Below are 21,436 nucleotides of genomic sequence, written 5' to 3'. Positions count from 1 at the left end.
ATCGTGTTCTTGAACGTAACAGAAGATCGCGTCCGGCGTAGATTCTCGCTTTGTTTCGGCTGATTAACGCGATGTCTCCGCTCGCGGGCGGGTGTGAAACAGACGGCATCCGGGATACGAAAATGCTGACACCTAATTTCGCATAGCGGAGTTATGAGTTTGCGATGTGGAATCAAAATGCTAGGACGCGACTGCGGCGGGGCGTTCCCCGGACGAACTACGACGTCGGGCGCGAACGGGCCGGTGAGATCGCGGGCAACCGCCATCTCACCGGAGTACAGCGCAACGAACACAAAGCGACCGCCTACCGGGCTCCCACGGTGGCTGACACAGGTGTCTTCAACCCCGAGCTTGTTTCGTACCAGTACTACGCAGCGCCATTGTGGACGATCGCGTTCGGGGCTTGCCTTTCCCCGAGTCGTGTTTCCGGGGGCCGGCGGACTCCGGGGACTTGAGGAGGGCGTGGAACTCCGCTGCGGGCAGCGGGCGGGAGAACAGGAAGCCTTGGCAGGCGTCGATGCCGAGGCTGTTCAGCAGCGCGTGCTGGGTGGTGTTCTCGACGCCTTCGGCGATGCAGGTGCGGTCCATCGCCCGGGCCAGTTCCACCACAGCACGCGCGATCCCGAGATCGGCCGGGTCCGACCCCATGCCGGAGACGAACCGCCGGTCGAGCTTGACGATCTGGGTCGGCAGGTCCTTGAGCCGAGCCAGCGAGGAATAGCCGGTGCCGAAGTCGTCCATCGCGAACCGGACTCCCGTCCGAGCGAGTTCCCGCATCGCTTGGCGCGGTCTCGCGGGCAGGTCCACGAGCAGCGTTTCGACCATCTCCAGGACGATGCGGTCGGGGGCGATGCCGCTGGCGGTGATCGCAGTGGAGACCTCGTCGCTGAAGTTCGGGGCGTCGGGACGGATTCCGGAGACGTTGACCGTGACTCCGATGGGCCGCTGCCAGGTGACCGCCTCCCGCAGGGCGGTGCGCAGTACCCAGCTGTCCAGGTCGTGCATGAGACCGCCGTTCTCGGCGACGGACAAGATCGTGTCCGGTGTGAGGAGTCCGCGTTCCGGATGCGGCCACCGCACGAGCGCTTCGGCCAAGGTGATGGTTCCATCCCTAGCCACGATCGGCTGGTAGTGCAGCTGCAGGCGATCGTGGCGCAGCGCGGCGCGGAGATCTTCTTCCAAGGTCAGCTGCGCGGTGGGAGTGCCTGGACCGGTCCGCGCGCGTCCGCGGCCCCTCTTGGCGTTGAACATCGCCGCGTCGGCGTCGCGGATCACGTTCTCAGTGGTGGTGTGCTCGCCGGGTGTGGTCGCGCCGATGGAGGCGGTGACGCTGACCAACCGACCCTGCAACGGGACGACCGCGCGGAGCAGGTCGGCCGCCTTGCTGGTGAGTGCGTCGAGCCCGCCGCAGGCTTGCACGTTCGAGCAGATGATCAGGAACTCGTCCCCGTAGAGCCGCGCGGGCGTGCAGCACGCCGGGAGCTCGCTGCGCAGGCGGCGGGCGAGCGCTACGAGCAGTTCGTCGCCCGCATCGTGGCCGAGCGAGTCGTTTACGCGCTTGAAGTTGTCGATGTCGCAGAACAGCACGGCTATCTGGTCGCTGCTGCTGTTGAGCATGGCGACGAGCAGTTCGTCGACGCCCTGCCGGTTGAGCAGCCCGGTCGTCGGGTCGTGTGTGGCCTGGTGGTGCAGGACCTCTGCGCGGCGGATCTGCTCCGTGACGTCCTGGAACACGGCCAACCAGAACCGGTCCCCGTCGTCCTGCACCGAGGCTGCGCACCGCACGTGGCAGTACACCGGCTCACCATCTGCGCGGGCGAGGACCCGGTGCGACATCCTCTCGCCGCCCGCCCTCGCTGGGTGCGGGACCAACCCGGACCCAGCGTCGTCGGGGTGCATCAACTCTGACGCGGCCTTGCCGTGCAACCGGTAGCCCAGCAGATCGCACAGCGCCGCGTTGGCGTCGAGGACCTGGTCGGATTCGTCGAGCAGAGCAATGCCCACCGGTGCGAGCTGGAAGAGGTCGGTGAACCGCCGAGCCGACCGCTCGCGCTGCGTGCGTCCCTCGGACTCGTCGCGGGTCACCTTGATGAAGCCGGTCAAGCTGCCGTCCGGGGCCCGCTGCGCGGTTATCACGACGTGCGCCCAGAAGCGCGTGCCGTTCTTGCGCACGCGCCAGCCCCGGTCGATGAAGAAGCCGCGCGCGGCGGCCTGGCGCAGCTCCCAGGACGGGAATCCCGCCTCGACCTGCTCACGCGGGTAGAACCTCGAGAAGTGTTGCCCGATGATCTCGTCGCTGGCGAACCCCTTGATCCGCTGCGCACCCTCGTTCCAGCTGGTCACCAGGCCGTCCTGGTCGATGGCGAAGATGGCGCAATCACTGAGGCCCGCGGCGACGTCTCCGATCAACCGCTCGGTGTCGATCTGTGCTTCCGACTGGTGGAACCGGCGGCTCGGCTCCCACCGACCACTCAAGTTACACGCAGCCTCTTCCTTTTGCGTGTTCACCGAAACTCCATTCGTTCTGCGAAGGAACGACGTCACCCGGTCGAGGAAATCCAAGCGGACGAGGCGACTCTGCTTGCAGCTCTTGGGCGTTATCAGCTCGCTTTGGGGGAAGGCGTCTCACGTTTCCAACCGCCTGCTCGACGGCTGGCAATCGACGCTACCGGCCGTTCAGTTGACGCTGCAAGACGGTCGCCGGTCCACCGCAACACGACATCGCACGCGTGCGGATACGGCGTCTTCAAGCCCGTCCGCACCGACCGCAGTGCTGGACCTCATCGACAACTCGCACTTCCCCGAGTCTCTCAGGCGAAGTCCTCCCGGCTGCCGCCTCCGTGGAGATTGCTGCGCACCGCTGCCAAGAGCTGAATATTTGGTGCTGTTCCGCCTGGAACCTCCCTGCTGCTCTACTTTGGACTCCCGGTCGGACGATCCGCTCGCGCTCGAAATGCGGATCGGCGAATTCGCGAGATCGATGCAATTACTCCGGGGCGGATCGCAGACGTGGAGTATTCATTCGCGCACTGGTTGTGAACGGTGGGCGAGAGTGGGCGAGACTCCGTCGCCGTTTCGCGCAGGAATGGCCGGGCAGCGCCGCTGGCGTTTTGTGGCTCACGAAGTCGTTGCGCTCCCAGTGGTGGCCAACGGCCCCGTTCCGTTGGGGGTCGGCTGAACCCGCGTGGCCCGGCTACCGTTCGATCCGCAGCGGCGACTCCACGGTTGGGAGCTGGGCATGAGCACGGCGGTTGTGGTGGGCAGCGGCCCCAACGGGCTCGCCGCCGCCGTCGCCCTGGCCCGGGCGGGGGTGCAGGTCACCGTGCTGGAGGCCGCCGGGGAGGCGGTGGCACCCGTTCCGCCGAAGCGATCCTGCCCGGGCTGATCCACGACCAGTGCTCGGCAGTTCACCCGCTGGCCGTCGGGTCTAGCTTCTTGGCGAGCCTCGATCTGGCCCGCTACGGCTTGGAGTGGCGGCTGCCGGAAATCGACTGCGCGCATCCGCTCGACGACGGCACTGCCGGGGTGCTGCACCGCTCTGTCGCCGAGACCGCTGCTGGACTCGGCAAGGACGGTGCCCGCTGGTCGCGCCTGTTCGCTGGCCCTTCGGCGGGTTACGACGCGCTGTCGGAGGACATCCTCGGACCGCTGCTGCGCATCCCGCACCACCCGTTGCGGCTCGCCCGCTTCGGGATTCCGGCCCTGATGCCGGCATCGGTGCTGGCGAAGGCCTTCGCGGGGGAGAAGGCGAAGGCCCTGTTCGGCGGGGCCGCATTGCACGCCTTCCGCCCGCTGGACCGCCCGCTGAGCTCCAGCATCGGGCTGGGGATCCTGACCGCGGGGCATCGGCATGGCTGGGCGGTCGCGGCCGGTGGCTCCCGGTCGATCGCCCATGCGATGGCGGCGCTGCTGCTCGATCTTGGCGGCAAGATCGAGACCGGCGTCCGGGTGCGGTCCACTTCCGGCCTGCCGGACGCCGACGTGACGATGTTCGACCTCGCGCCGACCGGAGTGGCCCGCATCCTGGGGGATCGGCTGCCGCCGCGCATCGCCCGGGCCTACCGGCGGTTCAGGTACGGGCCGGGCGCGTTCAAGGTCGACTTCGCGGTCGAGGGCGGCGTGCCCTGGACGGCCGAGTGGGCGCGCCGGGCGGGCACCGTCCACATCGGAGGATCGTTCGCCGAGATCGCCGCGACCGAGCGGGAGATCCACGCCGGACGGATGCCGCAGCGGCCGTTCGTGCTCGTCGGGCAGCAGTACCTGGCCGACCCGCAACGCTCGGTCGGAAACGTGCATCCGGTGTGGAGCTACGCCCACGTGCCTCGCGGATACACCGCCGACGCGACCGAAGCGATCATCGCGCAGCTCGAGCGCTTCGCCCCCGGCTTCCGGGAGCGGATTGTCGGCACTGCTGTGCGCACCACGCACGATCTGGCCGAGCACAACCCGAACTACATCGGCGGCAACGTCGTCACGGGGGCGAAGAACGTCCCCCAACTCGTGTTCGGGCCCCGCACCACCTTCACCCCCTACGACGTCGGCGTGCCCGGGCACTTTCTGTGCTCGGCGGCCACACCTCCCGGGCCGGGCGCTCACGGCATCTGCGGCGCCCAAGCCGCGGCCCGAGCCTTGAAGTACCTGCGCGGCGGCGCACACCGTCGTAGCGGACCGTGACCGGAGTGATTTGTGCGGAGTGCTGGAAATGCTTCGGTGGGCAGGATCAGATCGGGTAGGCACCGGTCAGGTCGCCGACGGCGCGCATGCTGAGTCCGACGAGGCTCGCCGAAATGGCTTGCGGTCTCGTTGAGCCCTGGCAGCACTCCGAAGAAGAACGCGTCGTTGCTAATCGCGCCGGTCCGTTGTTCTCCGGGTGGCGGGAGGTCGTGGCGAACCGGATCTTCTGCTGGTTCGCCGCCAGCTACAGCGGGCAGCTCGTCGCCTACAACCAGCGGTACCTGGCGTTACCCCGCGAAGTCGTTCGCGCGACCGGGGACGACAGCGCATCGGGCTGGCTGTTCGCGCTTTCAGCGATCGTGGTGACCGCTGGGCAGCTCCCGCCCAGCGGCTTGGCCCTGCGCTGTCTCGGCGCGGTGACCAGCGTTGATCGGCACGCTGGCGCGCCGGGGCCTGCTCGCCGGCGCGCCGCGTTGAGCGGGTCTGGTGCTGCTACCAGGAACGCGGGCGGCGGGCCGCCTTCTTCTCCTTGATGCGCTCGGCTTCCTTCTGGGCCTCGGCCTGAGTGGCACGTTCCTGCTGGAGCCACTCCGGGTCTGCTGTCTTCAGCGCTTCGATCTGCTCAGTGGTGAGCGGGTCGGTGATGCCGCCACGCGCGAGACCGCCGATGGAGATGCGCAGCTTCGCCGCGACGACCTGCCGCGGGTGCGGGCCGTTGCGGCGCAGATCCCGCAGCCACTCCGGCGGGTTGGCCTGCAGGGCGTTCAACTCGTCGCGCGAGACGACACCCTCCTGGAACTCCCCGGGGGTGGCTTCGAGGTACACGTTCAGCTTCCTCGCCGCGGTCGCGGGCTTCATCGTCTGAGGGGTCTTGTGCGACGTCATGCCCTCAAGGGTATCGACCGCGCGTGCGCTGCCTGCGGTCACGCCCGGTAATCTGGCCTCGTGACAGCCTCGGACGGATCTCCGTCGTTCACGCTCGCGTACGTCCCGGGGGTGACACCCGGCAAGTGGGCGCGGATCTGGGACGAACGATCGCCAGAGGTCCCGCTGAACCTCGTCCAGGTGTCCGCCGCCGAAGCCGCCGGCGTGGTGCGTGACGGCGACGCCGACGCGGCCCTCCTCCGGTTCCCGACGGACCGGACGGGGCTGCACGCGATCCCCCTCTACACCGAGACGACGGTGGTCGTGGTCCCGAAGGACCACGTCGTGGCCGCGGCCGAAGAGGTGTCGCCAGACGACCTAGCCGACGACATCGTCCTGCACCCGCTCGACGACACCCTCGACTGGGAACAGCCGCCCGGACGGCCGGCGATCGAGCGCCCGGCAACGACCGCGGCTGCCATCGAACTGGTGGCGGCCGGAGTGGGGCTGCTCGTCGTCCCGCAGTCGCTCGCCCGCCTGCACCACCGCAAGGACCTCACCCACCGGCCGCTCGCGGACGTCCCGCAGTCGAGCGTCGCGCTGTCGTGGCTGGAAGGCGAGACCACCGACTTGATGGAGCAGTTCATCGGAATCGTCCGTGGGCGAACGGTCAACAGCACACGCGGGCGTCCGCCGACCCTGCCGAAGTCCAAGCGTCCCGCTGGCGACGCGAAGAAGCCCGCCACCCGCAAGCCGACCGGCGGGAACCGGCGTTCCGGCGCGCCCAAGGGTGGCAAGCGCGGGAAACCCCGCCGCCGCTCGTAGGGGCGTCAGGCGTTGCGGATCGTCAGTCCACCGTCCACGGCCCGCACCGCGCCTGTGATGAACGACGCCGCCTGCATCAGCAGCGACACCGTGGCGTGCGCGCACTCCCCGTGGCCTGCAACGTAAGTCACTGGGACCAGCGCGGCACCCTCGTCGAACGCGCCTACGGCGAATTCGGCAGGGGCGAGGCTGATCAACAACGCCGGTCTCTCGTCGCTCTACCCGAGTCTCGACCAGGTCAGCGAAGCGTTGTGGGACAGGGTGCTCGCAGTGACCTCGGGACCGTTCCGGCTCGCCGCGCTGATCGGCACCCGAATTGCCGAGGGCGACGGTGGCTCGATCGTCAACGTCTCGTCCGTCGCCGCAATCTGGCCGGCGCCCATCGAACTGCCCTACGCCGTGCGGACTTCACGAGCGGTGCCGGTAACCCCGCCGGCCGTGCGTCTACTGGGCAGCTATGGCAGCCCAAAAGACGCACGGCCGGCGAACGGCACAGCAGGCGGCGTCGGGTTACACGCGATCGGCGGCGATGAGCATGTACTGGAAGCTGCCGTTCTCGTACGCCTCGATGAACGCCTCCTCGATCCCCGTCACCAGGGGTGATTGGGCGCGCAGGCGCCAGTAGGGCAGGGTCGCCTCGGTCAGGTCCACCACGGCGGCGGGCACCAGCCGGTTCGCGGCCATCGCGCGGAAGTAGCCGGAGCGGGGGTGGATGTCGCAGATGTAGTGCGCGTTGATCGTGGAGACCGCGCGGGACGGCAGGCCGTAGACGTCGTTGTAGCAGCCGGTGATCGTCACGTACCGACCGCCGCGCGCCAGCAGCCGGGAGTGCTCGCTGAAGAGGTCGTTCAGGTCGGTGTACATCGTGGACTCGTTGTTCCAGATCGCCTGCATGCTGCCGGTTTCGAACCCGGTGTCGAGCATGTTCAGCTGGTGGAACGCGACCTTGTCGGCGACTTCGCGTTGCCGCGCTTGGGCATTTGCGAAGTCGACCTGCTTGCGCGAGATCGAGATGCCGTCCACCGCGCAGCCGAACCGTTCGTGGGCCAGGAAGCTGGAGCCGCCGCGCCCGCACCCGGCGTCCATGATCCGCTGCCCCGGGGAGACCTTCCCCAGATGGTCGAGCAGGAATTCGGCTTGCTGGCCTTCCAGGCGGTGCAGTTCCCGGGTGATGCGTTCGCGGATGGTTCCGGGGTCGCCTTCGGCGACCGACCAGTTGGGCTCACCGATGCCGTAGTGGTGGTGGAAGTAGCCGCTGACCTCGCCGAGTTCGAGGTTGACCGGGTTGGCCTCCTGGTTCCAGTAGTTCGCGATGCTGCCTTGGTACACGCTGGTGGCGGGGGTGGTCCGGTAGGTCGTCTCGGTCATTGTCAGTGTTCCCTTCGTCAGGCGTGCCGTGCGGTGGTGAAATGCCAGTGGCGGCTTCCCGCGAGCCATGACCACAGTCCGGTCAGGTAGCGGGCGACTGCCGGGGCCGGGAGCGCGGCTGCGGCGCGCGCGGTGTCCTCCTCAAACGCCCGGATCAGCTCGTTGTGGATGTCGCAGGCCTTGATGAACGCCTCGTCGAGCGGGATGTGCTCTTCCGCGGCGATCACGGCCGGCAGGTTGAATGGCAGGCCGTGATCGCGGATCTCCCGCTCGCAGCCGGCCAGGTCGTTGTAGAGGGTGGCGATCAGCGATGCCCGCGCGATGCAGTCCTGCACCAGGGGGTGGGTGAACAGCTCCGACGGGATTTCGTAGCCGTCGAGGACGTCGGTGAGGTTGAGGCAGGGGCGGAACGAGTTCATCTGCCGGTTGGCGAGGTACTGCCAGACCGGCGGAAGCCGGTTGATCGTGCGCCACCCGTTCTCGGCGTTGTAGCCCAGGTAGAGCTGGGCGATGTCGTGGCGGACGCGTTGGGCCTGCGCCGGGCTGCTGATCTGCTTGATGTCGTTGAACGCCTCGTGTTGGGCGCGCAGCACCGGGTGGTTGTCGCGGCGCTTCTCCCACAACGCCTGGTAGGTGGGAGTCAGGCACGGCGCGTCGATCGCGGACTGCGTCAGCGACAGGTTCGGCCCGATCGACTGGTCGTGGGCATCGCGGCGGCTGTTGGTTTCGCAGAAGTAGTCGTCCACCGCCGTTTCGGCCACAATCATCTTCGCCGCGACCGTCATGCGTTCGACGTCCTCGCTTCCCGGGTGGCACAACGTGATGCCGCGTCCCGGATCGTGCTTGTCGACGCCGGCGATGTTCTCCTCGCTGCCCAGGCCGAGCTCGATGAGCCACGCGACGGTGCGGTGGTTGATCTCCGCCGCGATCTCCGGGCGTTCGGGTGGTGGCGGCGGACAGTGCAGGACGGTCGTCTTCCGCTGCCGTCCCGGTGGAACGCACGCGCTCGTTCCCTGGACGCCCCCGCTGTGCGGTTGCTGGAACGGGACGGGGGTTTCGTGCTCGACGAGCTCGATCATCAGGACTCCCGGCCGATTTCCACGTGCTCCAGCAGCCCGATCGCATCCGGGACCAGGGGAGCGACGCTGTAGTAAGCGGTCACGAGGTAACGCAGGATGGCCTGGTCGCTGATGCCCATGAAGCGGACGTTCAAACCGGGCTGCGTTTCATCTGGCAGCGCGGCCGGCAGCAGGCCCACGACTCCCTGCCGGTCTTCACCGCGCCGCATGGCGATGATCGCTGTGGTGTTGTGGTCGCTGATGCCGATCTTGCCCAGCGGGAAGACCGGGACGCCGCGCCAAGACAGGGCCTTCGACCCGTCGTCGAGCGTGGTCGCATCCACCGCCAGCCCGCGCCGGTTGCACTCCCGCAGGAACCCCGTGATCGCCTTCGGGTGCGCGAAGAACGCGTCCGTCGACCGGCGCATCGACAGCAGGTCGTCCATGTCGTCGGGCGTCGGCGGGCCGGTGCGGGTGGAGATGCGCTGGTCGTAGGAGGTGTTGTGCAGCAGCCCGAAATCCGGGTTGTGCAGCAGCTCGCGCTCCTGGGTTTCGCGGATCTCCTCCACCGTGAGCCGGAGCTGTTCCTCGACCTGGTTCATCGGGTCGTTGTAGAGGTCGGCGACTCGGGTGTGGATCCGCAGGATCGTCTGGGTCAGCGACAGCTCGTACTCACGCGGCGAGAGCTCGTAGTCGACGAAGGTCCCCGGGACCAGCGCTTCGCCTTCGTGGCCCGCGGAGAGCGCGATTTCGGCTTCGCCCCTGCGGTTCTGCGGCAGCGCGCGACGCCGGGCGAAGCCCTCCAAGTGCGTGCGCAGGCCCTCCTCGCCGTTGAGGAGCTCGAGCAGGGAGTCCCAGTTCAGGACCATGATCGTGCCCGCGGTGGAGCACCGCAGTGTCGCCGACCACGTGGGGTCTTCGACTCCGACGGCTTCGTCACCGACCTGGTCTCCGTCGGTGATCACCCCGAGGTGGTCGACGGTGCCGTACTCGCCGGTCACGAGGCGCTCGACCCGGCCGTGGGCGACGACGAACACTTCCCGGATCGGCTGGCCTTCTTCCGCCAGCACCTCTCCCTGCGTGACCTGGCGGACCGTGAACAAGCCCGCGAGGCGTTCCAGGACGCCGGTGCCGCTGTAGCCCCTCAGCGCGGCGAGTTCGGTGAGCGTGTGCGGGATGATGCGGACGTCGGCGCCGTCCTGGACGAAGGACACGCGACCTCGGCCCACCTTGATCTGCAAGCGCCGGTTGACCCGGTACGTGCCGCTGGAGACGGTGATCCACGGGAGCCGTTTGAGCAGGTTCCGGGAGCTGATGGACTGCATCTGCGGCGGCGTCTTCGTCGTGGTGGCGAGCAGCCGCGCCGCTTGGGTTTGCAGGGACAAGAACGGTTCGGCACCGGGTGACGACACGTCACGAACCTCCGGATTGGGTGCATGTCGAGACGCTTGCCGGTTGCGGGCGCGCTCGACGACGAATTCTTGCTCTCTTTCGCGAATGCTGGATTTGTTGCTGTGCAGAGGAAGTCGGATCAGCTGGCGTGGCTTCGTACTGCGCGGTCGTGAAGTGCTTCCACACCTGATGCTCTGGGACGTGAACTGGATCGGTGCACGAGTCTATGAGTCTGTTTAGCCGCGTCAATACGGCTAAATGGGTGGTCGGTACGTGGTCGGCGATGGTTCGCGGAAAACGAATTAGACGGCTTATTTCCTGCTATTTTTTCGCAAATTCTGAAGTTGATGTCGTGCAGGTGATTTCCGGTCAGTCGGCATGATCTGCCGCTGCGTGGTCAGATGTGTTGCAGATCATCTTGCTCGAGTCGGATGGTGCCGGGCGGAGTACCGCGCTGCGATCGCGGACTTCGTCACCGGACTGCGCTCCGGCGGGGTGTGGGCGAACTTCGCGCGCCGTCCGAGCGCGGCGACCAAGCTGCAACCGCGGCCATATCGAACGGCTATCGCGCAGCAGTGCGTCTCGGATTGGCGCTATCGAGCGGAGTGCTGCTTGATTGGCGTCGGGCCGGAATCCCGGTCGTCGACTCGAACGGAGAACTTCGTTGCAACACCGGGAAATCCGCATCGGACGTCGGGCGATCCTGGTGCGCTGCTGGCCGCTTCCCGTGGTGGCGGCGTGCGATCCGGCCGGGTCGAGCACACCGCCGCTTACCTCCGCTCCCGTCGCCCCGGGCGGTGATCGCTTGTCGAGCTGGAGCGGAAGTTCGCCGCGCGCCTGGGGGTTTACGCCCTCAACACGGGCACAGGCGCCACCATCGCCCACCGGGCGGATGAACGATTCGCGTTCTGCTCGGCGTTCAAGGCGCTGGCGGCAGCAGCGGTCCTGCGCCACAAGCCGATGTCGCACCTGGATGAGGTCGTCAGGTACAGCAAGGGCGATCTCATGAAGAGCTCCGTCGTCGCCGAGCCGCACGTGGACACGGGGATGACGATCCGCGAGCTGTGCGACGCCACAGTCCGCTACAGCGACGGCACGGCGGGAAACCTCCTCCTCCGCGAGCTCGCCGGTCCGGCCCGGCCTGGCCCGGCTGACGGCTTACGAGCGCAGCCTAGCCTGAGTTTCCCCGCTACGTGATTCATCGGCGTGTCTTGCGTTGTGGTGCTTGGGTTTCATACCGGGTTGATGTATTACCTAGATATGCCTTCGATCGTGGGGAAACGCCAGGGTGGGAAGACCTACTACTACCTGGTGGAGTCCGCCAGGGTGGACGGCAAACCACGGATCGTGTCCCAGCAGTACCTGGGCAGCGCCGAGGAAGTGATGGCCAAACTGACCGGGGCATCGGCGGGTGAACCGGTCCGGACCCAGCACAAACGGTTCGGGGACCTTGCCGGGGTCTGGTCGATGCTGGAGCGCCTGGATGTGGCCGGGGTGGTTGATGAGGTCGTGTCGCGCCGCTCGGACGCCACCGCCACGGTCGGGACCTATCTGGCGTTGGCCACGGCGAACCGGATCATGGCTCCGTGTTCCAAGGCCGCGTTCGCTGACTGGTGGGCCACTACGGCCGGTTCACGCTGGGTGAAGATCCCGCACGCGGCGCTGGACCATCGCCGGTTCTGGAAGGCCATGGACAGACTTGGCGAGGACGACCTGCGCCGGATCGAGACCGAACTCGGGCGGCGGATGGTCACCGAGTTCGAGCTGGATGTGTCCGGTCTGGTGCTGGACATGACCAACTTCGCCACGTTCATCGACACCGGCAACGACCGGGCGCCGATCGCGCAGCGCGGCAAGGCCAAGCAGAAACGCACTGACCTGCGCCTGGTCGGGCTGGGCCTGGTGGTGACCCGCGACGCCGGGATCCCGGTGGTGTCCCACGCCTACGGCGGGGACCGCCCGGATGTCACCCAGTTCAGCACCGTCATCGACGAACTGGTGGCCCGCTACCAGGACCTGACCGCACAGGTCGAGTCGCTGACCGTGGTCTACGACGCCGGGCAGAATTCAGCGGCCAACCACGCGCTGGTCGAGGACGCCGGGATCGGGTTCGTCGGGTCGCTGCCGCCCAGCGACCATCCGGGACTGCTCGCGATCCCCAAGACCCGCTACACCCCGGTCGACGAGGACCGGTATCCCGGTGTGCGGTGTGTGGACACCGAAGTCACCGCACTGGGCGTGACCCGGCGTGCCGTGGTGACGTACTCACCGACCCTGCACGCCAAGCAGTCCCGCGGGTTCGACCAGACTCTCGCCAAGGCCCGCCGCCGCCTGGCTGAGTTGCAAGCGAGGCTTGCACGCGGCAGGACCCGCCGGGACCGCACGGCCGTGGAAGACGAGATCGCCGCGATCTGCCGGCCTCGCTGGGTCGGCGAGGTCCTCACCATCTCCCTGACCGGCCACACCCCGGCCGAGTTCCGCTTGGCGTGGCGCACCGACCAGAAAGCCCGCAAACGTCTGGAGAACCGGTTCTTCGGCAAGCGGGTCCTGTTCACCAACCGTACTGAGTGGACCGTCGCAGAGGTGGTCGCCGCCTACCGGTCGCAATCTGAGGTCGAGTCGGGGTTCCGGCAGATGAAAGACCCGCACGTGGTGTCGTTTTCCCCGATGCACCACTGGACCGACTCCAAGATCCGGGTACATGTCTTCTACTGTGTGCTGGCCCTCGCTGTCGCGCATCTGATGCGTCGCCAAGCAGAACACGCGGGCCTGCACCTGTCCGTGCGGGAACTGCTCGACGAACTCGGCGGCATCCAGGAAACCGTCCTGCTCTACCACGACGGCGGCAAAGGCCGCCCCCGCGCACAGCGCATGCTCACCGAGACAACCCCTACCCAGAAACAACTCGCCGAACTGTTCGACATCCACCGCTACGCGCCCACCCGCTGACCAGGCCACCAGCCGGATTAGGTAATACGTCCACCTCACCCGAAAACCCATCCTGGCCAGCACAAACACCACTCAAGAACGGACTAGCGGGGAAACTCCGGCTAGGCGACCTCGTCACCCGGATAAATCGGAGCGAGCCGGACATCGGGGAAGCCACCCCGGGCAACCCCGCGACACGACTTCGCCTCGGCGTTCGGCAACACTTTCCAGAAGATCGTGCTGGGGAACGCCCTGCCGACCGAACAGCGCGACGTCCTCCGCGACCTGCTGGAACGCAACGCCACCAGCGCCCAGCGCATCCGGGCAGGTGTGCCGCAGGGGCGGATCGTGGCCGACAAGACCGGTACCGGCGACTACGGAACGCTCAACGACATCGCCGTCGCGCGGCACCCGGAACGCCGCGCCGCTCGTCGTCGCAATTATGTCCAGCAAAGCCACCAAGAACGCCGAATACGGCTCGGCTTCATCGCCGAGGCAGCGGCCCACCCCGTGGCAACTTTCACCTGATGGTGGTTTCCGGATCCAGCCACGTGGTGCAAGCGAAGATATCCCGCGACGACGGTGAAGCGAACGGACCCTTCGCGCCGATAGGTGTCACAAACGGTCCGCTCACCTCACCCACCGAGCCTGGACCTCCAGGACGACGAGCGTGAAGCGAATGGACCCTTCGCGCCGATAGGTGTCACAAACGGGCCGTTCGCCTCATTCGCCTAGCGTGGAACTGCAGGATCACGAGGGTGAGGTGAATGGATCCTTCGCGCCGATAGGTGTCACAAACGGTCCGTTCGCCTCACACCCATCACGGGCTGTGGCAGTGGACCTCTGTCCTGCTGTCTGGGGCGGTAGCACGTTGCGGGCGCTGGTGCTCGCGTTGGCCGTCGTTGTACCACCGGGAAGCTGGAGGGACCCTGGCACTGTGAGCCAGTTGGTTTCACACCGGACCGCACCGGGTACGAAGTGGGCCGTCCAAGGGGCGTCAGCGGGCCGCCTGGCTGCCCCGGGTCGAAGCAGCCACGGAGGTAGCAATGCACCACACCAACCTCACCGCGGAGTCCGCCGAGTACCTCCAGGCCCGCGAAGACCTGTGCCATGCCGAGATCGAGCTGATGCGCCACCGCGAACGGGTCGCCGAGTTGCGGCGCGGACTACCGCTCGGCCCCGTCGTCGACGACTACACGTTGGAGGAAGGACCCGCGGACCTCGACGCCGGTGACACCCCGACCCGGAAGGTGCGGCTGAGCGAACTGTTCACCGCACCCGGTCGGGACCTCGTCATCTACCACCTCATGTACGGGAAGCAGCAGGCCCGGCCGTGCCCGATGTGCACGATGTGGATCGACGGGCTCAACGGAGTCGCCCAGCACCTCGCGCAGAAGGTCGACTTCGCCGTCGTCGCCGCGGCCGACCTGCCTGCCCTGCGGCAACACGGCAGGAATCGGGGGTGGACGAACGTGCGACTGCTCAGCGCGGGTTCGGGCACTTTCAAGTACGACCTCGCCAGCGAGGACGCCGAAGGCAACCAGGATTCGACGGTGTCGGTCTTCGCGCGCGACGACAGCGGCGCGGTGCGCCACGTCTACACGACGCACCCGCGGATGTCCGACGACATCGACCAACGAGGCATCGACCTGCTCAGCCCGGTCTGGCACGTTCTCGACCTCACCCCGAAGGGCCGGGGCGAGTGGTTCGCATCGCTCGACTACCTGCCGTGAGCGTCGCGGCGGTGCGGGAGCTCGGCCTGGTTATGGATTTGGTGGACCAAACAGGGCGGGGGCTTCAGCGGGGATTTGGACTCATGACGCAGGCGGCGAGCTTTGAGCCGGAGTCGGAACGGGTCACGCGGCAGCTCAGCGACGAGATCCTCGACGGCGTCCGCGCGCCGGGTAGCAGGCTCGTGGAGCGGGATTTGGCGGCCGAGCTGGGCGTGAGCCGGCTGCCGGCTGTCGGCTGTCCGGTGCCCGGTGCCCGGTGCCCGGTGCCCGGTGCGGGATGCGCGGTGCGGGATGCGGGATGCGCGGTGCGGGATGCGGGGTGCGGGGTGCGGGGTGCGCGGTGCGGTGCGGGGTGCGCGGTGCGGGGTGCGGGGTGCGCGGTGCGGGGTGCGCGGTGCGCGGTGCGGGATGCGCGGTGCCCGGTGCCCGGTGCGGGATGCGCTTCGGGCGCTCGTGGCGGCGGGGCTGGTGTCACCCCGACGCCCGCTCCTGGGCGGTGGTCCGCGAGTTCACCGCCGCGGACATCGCAGACCTCAACGAGGTCTGAGCGGCGTTCGAAGCTCTGGCCTTCCGGCTCGTCGCGCTGCGACGAACCCGCGGCGGTCTGGAACAGCTCCGCGAAGTCCTGGATGTGGAACTGGACGTCGCGCGGCATCGACACGACCACGGCTACCCGCGAAAAGCACGTCCTCTTGGGGCTGTTGCAGAGGCCGTGATCGGTTGCTCCCAGCTATCCGTTCCACTGTGGATCTACCGTTCCGCCGGACGACAGCGACGTTCAGAAATTGGCCCCGGTAATCCATCGACAGTGGACTGCGTGGATCTGATGTCTATGACAAAACGGAAGGCCCGCCGAGCCGGTACCTGAGTGCGATCGGCGGGCCTTTCGCGTTGCTGTTGAAGGGAAATCAGCGCACCGGCGGGGGCCAGTTGGTCATCGCCTTGGGGCGCGGGTGTGCGTAGGTGCGAACCTTCGAGGTGGTCAGGCCCAGGCGCACGAGGGACTCCGCGATCGTCACGGCCGCCGTCACGCCGTCGACGACCGGAACCCCGGTGCGTTCGGCCACGCGCTCGGTGAGTCCCGACATGCCGCCGCAGCCCAGGCAGATGACCTCCGCCCGGTCGTCCCGCACCGCGCGGGCCGCTTCTTCGGCAATGGCGTCCACGGCGGCCTGCGGGTCGCGTTCGAGGTCCAGCACGGGCATGCCGCTGGCGCGGACCGACGCGCACCGGGCGCTGAGGCCGGCGAGGTGCAGCCGTTCCTCGATCAGCGGGACCGTGCGGTCCAGGCTGGTCACCACCGAGTAGGTGCGGCCAAGAAACTGGGCGGTGCTCGCGGCCGCTTCGGTGATGTCGACGACCGGGACGTCGAACAGCTCCTGCAGGCCTTCCCTGCCGTGCTCGCCGTACCCGGCCTGGATGATGGCGTCGAACGGTCCCGGGTAGGCCTTGACCGTTTCCATGACGGCGATCGCCGCGAGGTAGCTCTCGTAGTTGCCCTCGACGGATTCCGCACCGAAGATCGGTGTCAGCGGGACGATCTCGGTGCCGGGGGACGCCGCACCGGCCGCCTGTTCGCCGATGGATCCGGTGATGGACGCGGTGGTGTTGACGTTCACGACCAGAATGCGCATTGCTCAACTCTCTTGGAAAGCCCGGGATTCACGTGGGTGCCGGACCGGCCCGCAGCGGTGACCACCGCGGGCCGGTCCGGCGGTCTTACTCGGCGGCGACGGCGATAGCCTCGCCGTCCACGTCGGCCGCGTCGGGCTTGCGGTCCCCGATCATGGCGTAGATGACTGCGCCGAGGATCGCCCCGATGAACCAGGAGAATCCGGCGACGGTGCTGAAGGTGGGCGTCAGCGCCATGATGACGGCGATCGCGGCGGCCGGCACGAACGCCATGATGGCCTTGGGGTTGTACCCGCGCCGGTAGTGGTAGTCGCCGTTTTCGTCCTCGGTGTAGAGGTCCGGGACGTTCACGCGGGTCCTGCGCAGCAGCCAGTAGTCGGCCATGATGACGCCGAAGAGCGGACCGAGCAGCGCACCGAGGCCGCCGAGGAAGTAGTTCACCACCACCGGGCTGTTGTAGAGGTTCCAGGGCAGGATGACGAGGCCGATGATGGCGCTTACGAGGGCTGCCCGTCGGAAGTTCAGGCGCTGCGGGAAGAGGTTCACGAGCACGTAGATCGGTGCCACGAAGTTGGCGAGCAGGTTCACCGCGATCGTCAGGGCGATGAGCGAGAGCGAGGCCATCGCCAGCAGGAACATGTTGGGGATTGTCTGGACGATGTCGGTTGGGCTGGTGATGATCTTCCCGTCCAGCTTGAACTGCGCGCCGCTGAGGACGATGACGATGCCGGCGAAGAAGAGCATGTTGACCGGGATCCCGATCAGGTTGCCGCGGACGATCGACTGGCGGTTCTTGGCCGAGCGCGTGAAGTCGCAGAAGTTCAGCACGAACGTCCCGTAGATGACCACCCAGAGGGCGGCGCCCTGCAGGATCTGCAGCCACATCGCGCCGCCGGTGAGCGGGTGCGTCGTGGACCAGGAGATCGAGCCGTCCGCGCGGATGAACATCCAGACCGCCAGCGCGCACATGGTGATGAGGGTGGTCGGCGCGGCGACCGCCATGTACTTGCGGATCACGTGCATGCCGTAGCTGACGATCAGGACCTGGATGATCCAGAGCGAGAGGAAGGTGATCCAGCCGAGCGTCGACAGACCTAGCGCGTGCGTCTGCTCCAGCGCCTGCAGCGAGGGAAACATGGCCACCAGGAGGGTGTTCAGCACGGCGGACGCGAGGTAGGTCTGGATGCCGAACCAGGCGATGGCGACCAGACCGCGAACAGCGGCCGGGATCTGCGCGCCCTTCGTTCCGAACGCGATGCGGCTCATGACGGGGAACGGCACGCCCGCCTTGTGCCCCATGTAGCCGGACAGCGTCAGCAGCAGGAACAGGAACACCGAGGCCAGGGCGAAGGCCAGCAGGATTCCCCACGCGCTCAGCCCCAACGCGAAAAGGCCGATCGCGAACGCGTAGTTCCCGAGGCTGTGCACATCGTTGGCCCAGAGCGTGAAGACGTTGTAGGCGCCCCAGCGGCGCCCTTCCTTCTTCGTCGGGGCGAGGTCGTAGCTGTACAGGCGGGAACTGGTTCCGGCGGTGTCCACAGCGGGTTGTTTCTTCGTGGCAGTCATCGAGCTGCCTCCCAAGCTTTCACTCTGCAACTGTCGGCTTCCTTGTGATGTGGGGAATGCCCGTCGCGCCGGTCGGATCCGGGTGCCGGGCAAACGGTCCGGCCGCTTAGCCGAGGGACGATGTGATCGCGGCGGGGGTGTGGCCGGCGACGTTGGAGAGTTCCTCGAACCCGATGGTGCTGGCGTCCTCGCCGGGGCGGGCCGGGAGCCTTCCATTCGCTTGGGGGGCGATGTGGAACGGGCTGATCGCGGTCCGCGGGGAGCCGGTGGCCGAGCCCTCCTGTTGGAGCTGCTTCACGGCCGGTGGGGCAGCGCTCGTTCGACGCATTGGGTTCTCCAGTGAACCAGGAGCGAGCATTGCTGAAAAGCGGCTCGCATAATTTCCATAATATGGAAGTATACGTTTAAGATACGAAAACGATAGGCGGCCTTATCTGCTCGGTCAAGAGTGGTTCTGCAAGAGGGGTACACCGGGTGCCGAGTTACTCGGTGAGTGCCCTACATGGCGCATCCGACCAGGTTGGGCGAGGCAGGGGGCTCGCCCAACCCGCGTTCAGGATGCTTCCCGGAGGATTTCGGCGATCTTGGCGTGGCAGTCGTTCTCCGCGTGCTGGAGGGCGGTGACTCCGTCGCGGTCCGCGAGGGCGGGGTCTGCTCCGGCGTCGAGGAGGACCTGCACGATTTCCTGGTACGGCCAGCTGCCGTCGCCAAGGATGACGGCTTCGAGCAGCGCCGTCCAGCCCAGGTCGTCGACGTGGTTGACGTCGATTCCGGTCCGAACCGCTGCACGCACGTAGTCGCCGTGGCCGCGTTCGCTGGCGGGGATGAAGGCGACGCCGCCGAAGCGGTTGGTCACGGTTAAGTCCGGGTTTGCGGGTAGCAGCGCTTCCAGCATGCCGACACTGCCCGTAACGCCGGTCGCGAGGAAGGCGCTGTCCCTGCGGCCGTCCTGGGCGTTCGGGTCGGCCCCGGCCTTCACCAACTCGCTGGCCACCCCACGTTGAGCGCGGCGAGCAGCAGCGGCGTGCGCTGTTGCTCGCCGTGGGCCTCGACGTCGTCTCCGGCGGCGAGGGCGGCGCGCACCCCGTCGATGTCGCCGGTGTGGGCGGCGTGCAGCAGTTGTTCGTCCACCGGATCATCGTCCCGTCTCGGTGGCCGGCCCCCGTTAAGTCGGGGACTGGTCGGGTGTTTGCCGCGAGTGCCTCGCGATCCGCCGCTCGCCCGGCGGAACTGGGCGCGGGATTCCGCGGCGGTCAAGCGGTTGGGGTGTCGGCGACGCGGCGCTGGCCGCCGTTGCGCCGCTGCCACTCCTGGCAGACGCCGACGGCGGCTTCGTGGGGCTAATAGCGCATCGGCAGCCGGCGCTCGTCCCAGTTCCTGGCGAACTCGCCGTAGAAGGTGTCGCGCTCGAAGAACTTGCGGTCGTCCACGTAGTGCGGCTCGTACGCATCGCGGGTGGTGAGGAAGACGACCTCGTCGGGGCTGCAGTAGTACAGCGAGCCCAGGCACATCGGGCACGGGTGGGCCAGGAGGTAGATCGTGGTGCCGGTGAGGTGCTCGGTGCGTGCGCGGAGGGATCTTTGGTCTGGGCGACCTTGTTGGGACTTTCGGCCACGACATCGCCGCCCTTGGTGATGACGGTGCGGTTCGGGGCCGCCGCCCCGAGCACCGCGCATGCCTCTTCCAGCACCTGTTTTCTCCCGGCGCTACATCGCGAAGTACCTCAGCCAGATGTAGAGGGCGGACAGGGAGATGGTCACCGTTGTGACGGCGAGGCCGTACTTGGTGAATTCCCAGAAGCTGATCGGATGACCGTTGCGGGCGGCCCATCCGATGGCGACGACGTTGGCGCTTGCGCCGATCGCGGTGGCGTTGCCGCCGAGGTCGGCGCCGAGCGCGAGTGACCACCACAACGCTCGGCTGGTTTCCGGGTCGGGCACGGTGGCCACGAGTTCTTCGACGATGGGCATCGTCGTGGCCACGAAGGGAATGGTGTCGATCATGCCGCCGATGACCGCGGAACCGATCAGGAGTCCCATCGCGGCCAGGAGGTAGTCGTCGCCGACCAGGTCGATCGCGGCGCGCCCGAGCGCGTCGATCACTCCGACGTCGACAAGTCCACCCACCATGACGAACAACCCCATGAAGAACACGAGGGTGGACCAGTCGACCTCCTGGAGGAACTGCTTGGTGGTGGTGCCCGAGACGAGCACCACGAGCCCGGCACCGAGCAGTCCCACGAAGGCGGGGGCGATCCCGATCGAGCCGTGCAGGACGAACGCGATCACAACCGCGCCGGTGACGATCAGGCACCGCCGCAGCAGGCGGTGGTCGTGAATGGTGTCCTTGCCGTCCAGCTCCATGACCTCGGCCATGTGTTTTTCCGCGTTGAGGAACGCCTTTCGGAACAGCACTCGGCACAGCGCGATGAACACGGCGAGCAGCACGACGGTGATGGGTGCGAGGTTGAGCAGGAAGTCCACGAAGGACAGTCCGGCTCTGCTGCCGATCATGATGTTTGGCGGGTCGCCGATCAGGGTGGCGGTGCCGCCGATGTTCGCGGCGAGGACCTCGGCGATGAGGAAAGGCACGACCGGTAGCCGGAGCCGCTGGCAGACCGCGAGGGTGACCGGTGCGACCAGGAGCATGACCGTGACGCTGTCGAGGAACGCCGAGACGACGGCGGTCAGCACCACGAGGATGATCATCAGCCGGAAGCCCCGGCCCCGGCTTCGCCTCGCTGCCCAGATGGCGAGGTAGTCGAAGACGCCGGTGTGCTTGAGCACGCTGACCGTGATCATCATGCCCAGCAGCAGGAAGATCACGTTCCAGTCGACCCCGGTCTTCTCGTTGAAGAACGCGGAGTGGGAATCTACGGCGCCCAGCAGCACCATGACAGCGACGCCGCCGAGCGCGGCGGCGACCCGGTGGACGCGTTCGGTTGCGATCAGCACGAATGCGACCACGAAGACGACGACCGTCAGGGCGGTGATCATCAGGGCTCGTGGAGCCGTTTGCGACTCCTACTGGCACTGCGCGGCCACCGGAAGAGGCGCCGGATGGAGGCCGCTAAGACTAGGCCGCCCGCGACGAGGAGGGCGTGTCCGAGGACGAGTCCCGCCACGATCGCTGCGAGCGCGATGACCAGCACGAACCAATCGGCTGTTCGCCGGGGGATCTGCCCCGTGGGCTGCACCCCGGTCCGCTCCGAGGGGATTCCGGGCTGCTGCGGGCCGTTGGGCGCCATGACTGCTCCTCTCCCGATGAGCGCCCTGGATGCACGAGGGTCACGCAACGTGTCCTAGTGGATACGTTCAGAGGATCCCCGGTCACCCGCCTGACCGCCATCCGGGCTGGCACCCATTTCCCGGGGTAGCGATCCTGCAGTCAGGACCG

Annotated in this window: 24 protein-coding genes; 10 read left to right on the top strand and 14 right to left on the bottom strand. The window is 67.4% G+C overall.

The features are described from left to right. Nucleotides 1–339: 339 nt before the first annotated feature. Nucleotides 340–2,508 carry a putative bifunctional diguanylate cyclase/phosphodiesterase gene (locus SSPN_RS0129295; RefSeq protein WP_203218565.1) on the bottom strand — a complete coding sequence of 723 codons (2,169 nt, stop codon included), beginning with the start codon at nucleotides 2,506–2,508 and terminating at the stop codon, nucleotides 340–342. 730 nt (nucleotides 2,509–3,238) lie between these two features. On the opposite strand from SSPN_RS0129295, the gene SSPN_RS62285 reads away from it, so the two are divergent. From SSPN_RS62285 to SSPN_RS55605, 3 genes are all read left to right on the top strand, one after another. Further along, nucleotides 3,239–3,385: an FAD-dependent monooxygenase gene (locus tag SSPN_RS62285; RefSeq protein ID WP_337466361.1), complete on the top strand. Its 147-nt coding sequence runs from the start codon at nucleotides 3,239–3,241 to the stop codon at nucleotides 3,383–3,385. 50 nt (nucleotides 3,386–3,435) lie between these two features. Further along, a complete protein-coding gene (locus SSPN_RS0129285; protein WP_010312050.1) occupies nucleotides 3,436–4,674 on the top strand; it encodes a phytoene desaturase family protein in 1,239 nt (412 codons plus the stop codon). Nucleotides 4,675–4,760: 86 nt separating this feature from the next. Beyond that, a complete protein-coding gene (locus tag SSPN_RS55605) occupies nucleotides 4,761–5,207 on the top strand; it encodes an MFS transporter (protein WP_143539666.1) in 447 nt (148 codons plus the stop codon). Here SSPN_RS55605 and SSPN_RS0129280 read toward each other — a convergent pair. After that, entirely contained in the window at nucleotides 5,167–5,559 is a 393-nt protein-coding gene (locus tag SSPN_RS0129280) for a DUF5997 family protein (protein ID WP_029535821.1), read from the bottom strand. The two genes, SSPN_RS55605 and SSPN_RS0129280, sit on opposite strands and share 41 nt — an antisense overlap. Before the next feature lie 60 nt (nucleotides 5,560–5,619). Here SSPN_RS0129280 and SSPN_RS0129275 point away from each other — a divergent pair, with 60 nt between their 5' ends. Further along, nucleotides 5,620–6,363 (top strand): LysR family transcriptional regulator substrate-binding protein, encoded by a 744-nt coding sequence (locus SSPN_RS0129275; protein ID WP_010312044.1) that lies wholly within the window; start codon nucleotides 5,620–5,622, stop codon nucleotides 6,361–6,363. Between the two features lie 5 nt (nucleotides 6,364–6,368). On the opposite strand, the gene SSPN_RS58745 is transcribed toward SSPN_RS0129275, so the two are convergent. After that, entirely contained in the window at nucleotides 6,369–6,563 is a 195-nt protein-coding gene (locus SSPN_RS58745; RefSeq protein ID WP_010312042.1) for a hypothetical protein, read from the bottom strand. A gap of 49 nt (nucleotides 6,564–6,612) precedes the next feature. Between SSPN_RS58745 and SSPN_RS63030 the strand changes: the two genes are divergently transcribed. Further along, a complete protein-coding gene (locus SSPN_RS63030) occupies nucleotides 6,613–6,966 on the top strand; it encodes a hypothetical protein (protein ID WP_395474244.1) in 354 nt (117 codons plus the stop codon). Here the strand turns inward: SSPN_RS63030 and SSPN_RS0129260 are convergent. From SSPN_RS0129260 to SSPN_RS0129250, 3 genes are read right to left on the bottom strand one after another with little or no spacing between them, the layout of a single operon-like run. Further along, complete coding sequence (locus SSPN_RS0129260) at nucleotides 6,874–7,731, bottom strand: geranyl diphosphate 2-C-methyltransferase (protein ID WP_010312040.1); 858 nt, start codon at nucleotides 7,729–7,731, stop codon at nucleotides 6,874–6,876. The two genes, SSPN_RS63030 and SSPN_RS0129260, sit on opposite strands and share 93 nt — an antisense overlap. A 17-nt stretch (nucleotides 7,732–7,748) precedes the next feature. Next, nucleotides 7,749–8,810 carry a family 2 encapsulin nanocompartment cargo protein terpene cyclase gene (locus tag SSPN_RS0129255; RefSeq protein ID WP_010312038.1) on the bottom strand — a complete coding sequence of 354 codons (1,062 nt, stop codon included), beginning with the start codon at nucleotides 8,808–8,810 and terminating at the stop codon, nucleotides 7,749–7,751. Next, the gene (locus SSPN_RS0129250; RefSeq protein ID WP_010312036.1) at nucleotides 8,810–10,201 is read right to left on the bottom strand and encodes a family 2B encapsulin nanocompartment shell protein; all 1,392 of its coding nucleotides are present in this window, start codon (nucleotides 10,199–10,201) and stop codon (nucleotides 8,810–8,812) included. Before SSPN_RS0129250 ends, SSPN_RS0129255 begins: the two co-directional genes overlap by 1 nt. 793 nt (nucleotides 10,202–10,994) lie before the next feature. Between SSPN_RS0129250 and SSPN_RS46420 the strand changes: the two genes are divergently transcribed. The 5 genes from SSPN_RS46420 (at nucleotide 10,995) to SSPN_RS60540 (ending at nucleotide 15,558) form a co-directional block, all read left to right on the top strand. Then, on the top strand, nucleotides 10,995–11,378 hold the full coding sequence (locus SSPN_RS46420; protein WP_083822164.1) for a serine hydrolase: 384 nt from the start codon (nucleotides 10,995–10,997) through the stop codon (nucleotides 11,376–11,378). Nucleotides 11,379–11,441: 63 nt separating this feature from the next. Next, nucleotides 11,442–13,130: an IS1634 family transposase gene (locus tag SSPN_RS0129240; protein WP_010307527.1), complete on the top strand. Its 1,689-nt coding sequence runs from the start codon at nucleotides 11,442–11,444 to the stop codon at nucleotides 13,128–13,130. Between the two features lie 216 nt (nucleotides 13,131–13,346). Beyond that, nucleotides 13,347–13,637 carry a serine hydrolase gene (locus SSPN_RS60545; protein ID WP_010312033.1) on the top strand — a complete coding sequence of 97 codons (291 nt, stop codon included), beginning with the start codon at nucleotides 13,347–13,349 and terminating at the stop codon, nucleotides 13,635–13,637. 518 nt (nucleotides 13,638–14,155) lie between these two features. Continuing rightward, nucleotides 14,156–14,842 (top strand): DUF899 family protein, encoded by a 687-nt coding sequence (locus SSPN_RS0129230; RefSeq protein WP_010312029.1) that lies wholly within the window; start codon nucleotides 14,156–14,158, stop codon nucleotides 14,840–14,842. A 32-nt stretch (nucleotides 14,843–14,874) separates the two neighbouring features. Beyond that, nucleotides 14,875–15,558 (top strand): GntR family transcriptional regulator, encoded by a 684-nt coding sequence (locus SSPN_RS60540; RefSeq protein ID WP_337466377.1) that lies wholly within the window; start codon nucleotides 14,875–14,877, stop codon nucleotides 15,556–15,558. A gap of 192 nt (nucleotides 15,559–15,750) precedes the next feature. On the opposite strand, the gene SSPN_RS0129220 is transcribed toward SSPN_RS60540, so the two are convergent. From SSPN_RS0129220 to SSPN_RS46395, 8 genes are all read right to left on the bottom strand, one after another. Next, nucleotides 15,751–16,476 carry an aspartate/glutamate racemase family protein gene (locus tag SSPN_RS0129220; protein ID WP_010312026.1) on the bottom strand — a complete coding sequence of 242 codons (726 nt, stop codon included), beginning with the start codon at nucleotides 16,474–16,476 and terminating at the stop codon, nucleotides 15,751–15,753. 85 nt (nucleotides 16,477–16,561) lie between these two features. Then, nucleotides 16,562–18,040 carry an NCS1 family nucleobase:cation symporter-1 gene (locus SSPN_RS0129215; protein WP_029535819.1) on the bottom strand — a complete coding sequence of 493 codons (1,479 nt, stop codon included), beginning with the start codon at nucleotides 18,038–18,040 and terminating at the stop codon, nucleotides 16,562–16,564. 106 nt (nucleotides 18,041–18,146) lie between these two features. Beyond that, on the bottom strand, nucleotides 18,147–18,368 hold the full coding sequence (locus tag SSPN_RS0129210; protein WP_143539665.1) for a hypothetical protein: 222 nt from the start codon (nucleotides 18,366–18,368) through the stop codon (nucleotides 18,147–18,149). Nucleotides 18,369–18,593: 225 nt separating this feature from the next. Next, nucleotides 18,594–19,034 carry an ankyrin repeat domain-containing protein gene (locus SSPN_RS46405; RefSeq protein WP_010312020.1) on the bottom strand — a complete coding sequence of 147 codons (441 nt, stop codon included), beginning with the start codon at nucleotides 19,032–19,034 and terminating at the stop codon, nucleotides 18,594–18,596. Next, nucleotides 19,016–19,171: a hypothetical protein gene (locus SSPN_RS60535; RefSeq protein ID WP_010312018.1), complete on the bottom strand. Its 156-nt coding sequence runs from the start codon at nucleotides 19,169–19,171 to the stop codon at nucleotides 19,016–19,018. The genes SSPN_RS46405 and SSPN_RS60535 overlap by 19 nt, the downstream gene beginning before the upstream one ends. Nucleotides 19,172–19,380: 209 nt before the next feature. Next, on the bottom strand, nucleotides 19,381–19,716 hold the full coding sequence (locus tag SSPN_RS46400) for a tRNA-specific adenosine deaminase (RefSeq protein ID WP_202798928.1): 336 nt from the start codon (nucleotides 19,714–19,716) through the stop codon (nucleotides 19,381–19,383). A gap of 30 nt (nucleotides 19,717–19,746) precedes the next feature. Next, a complete protein-coding gene (locus SSPN_RS0129190) occupies nucleotides 19,747–21,036 on the bottom strand; it encodes an ArsB/NhaD family transporter (RefSeq protein ID WP_010312012.1) in 1,290 nt (429 codons plus the stop codon). Beyond that, a complete protein-coding gene (locus SSPN_RS46395; RefSeq protein ID WP_010312010.1) occupies nucleotides 21,036–21,287 on the bottom strand; it encodes a hypothetical protein in 252 nt (83 codons plus the stop codon). The genes SSPN_RS0129190 and SSPN_RS46395 overlap by 1 nt, the downstream gene beginning before the upstream one ends. Nucleotides 21,288–21,436: the final 149 nt, after the last annotated feature.

It is taken from the genome of Saccharopolyspora spinosa NRRL 18395 (assembly GCF_000194155.1).
Lineage (GTDB): Bacteria > Actinomycetota > Actinomycetes > Mycobacteriales > Pseudonocardiaceae > Saccharopolyspora > Saccharopolyspora spinosa.
Note: the sequence above shows the minus strand (reverse complement) of the source record. Positions and strands in the feature narration are given on the sequence as shown.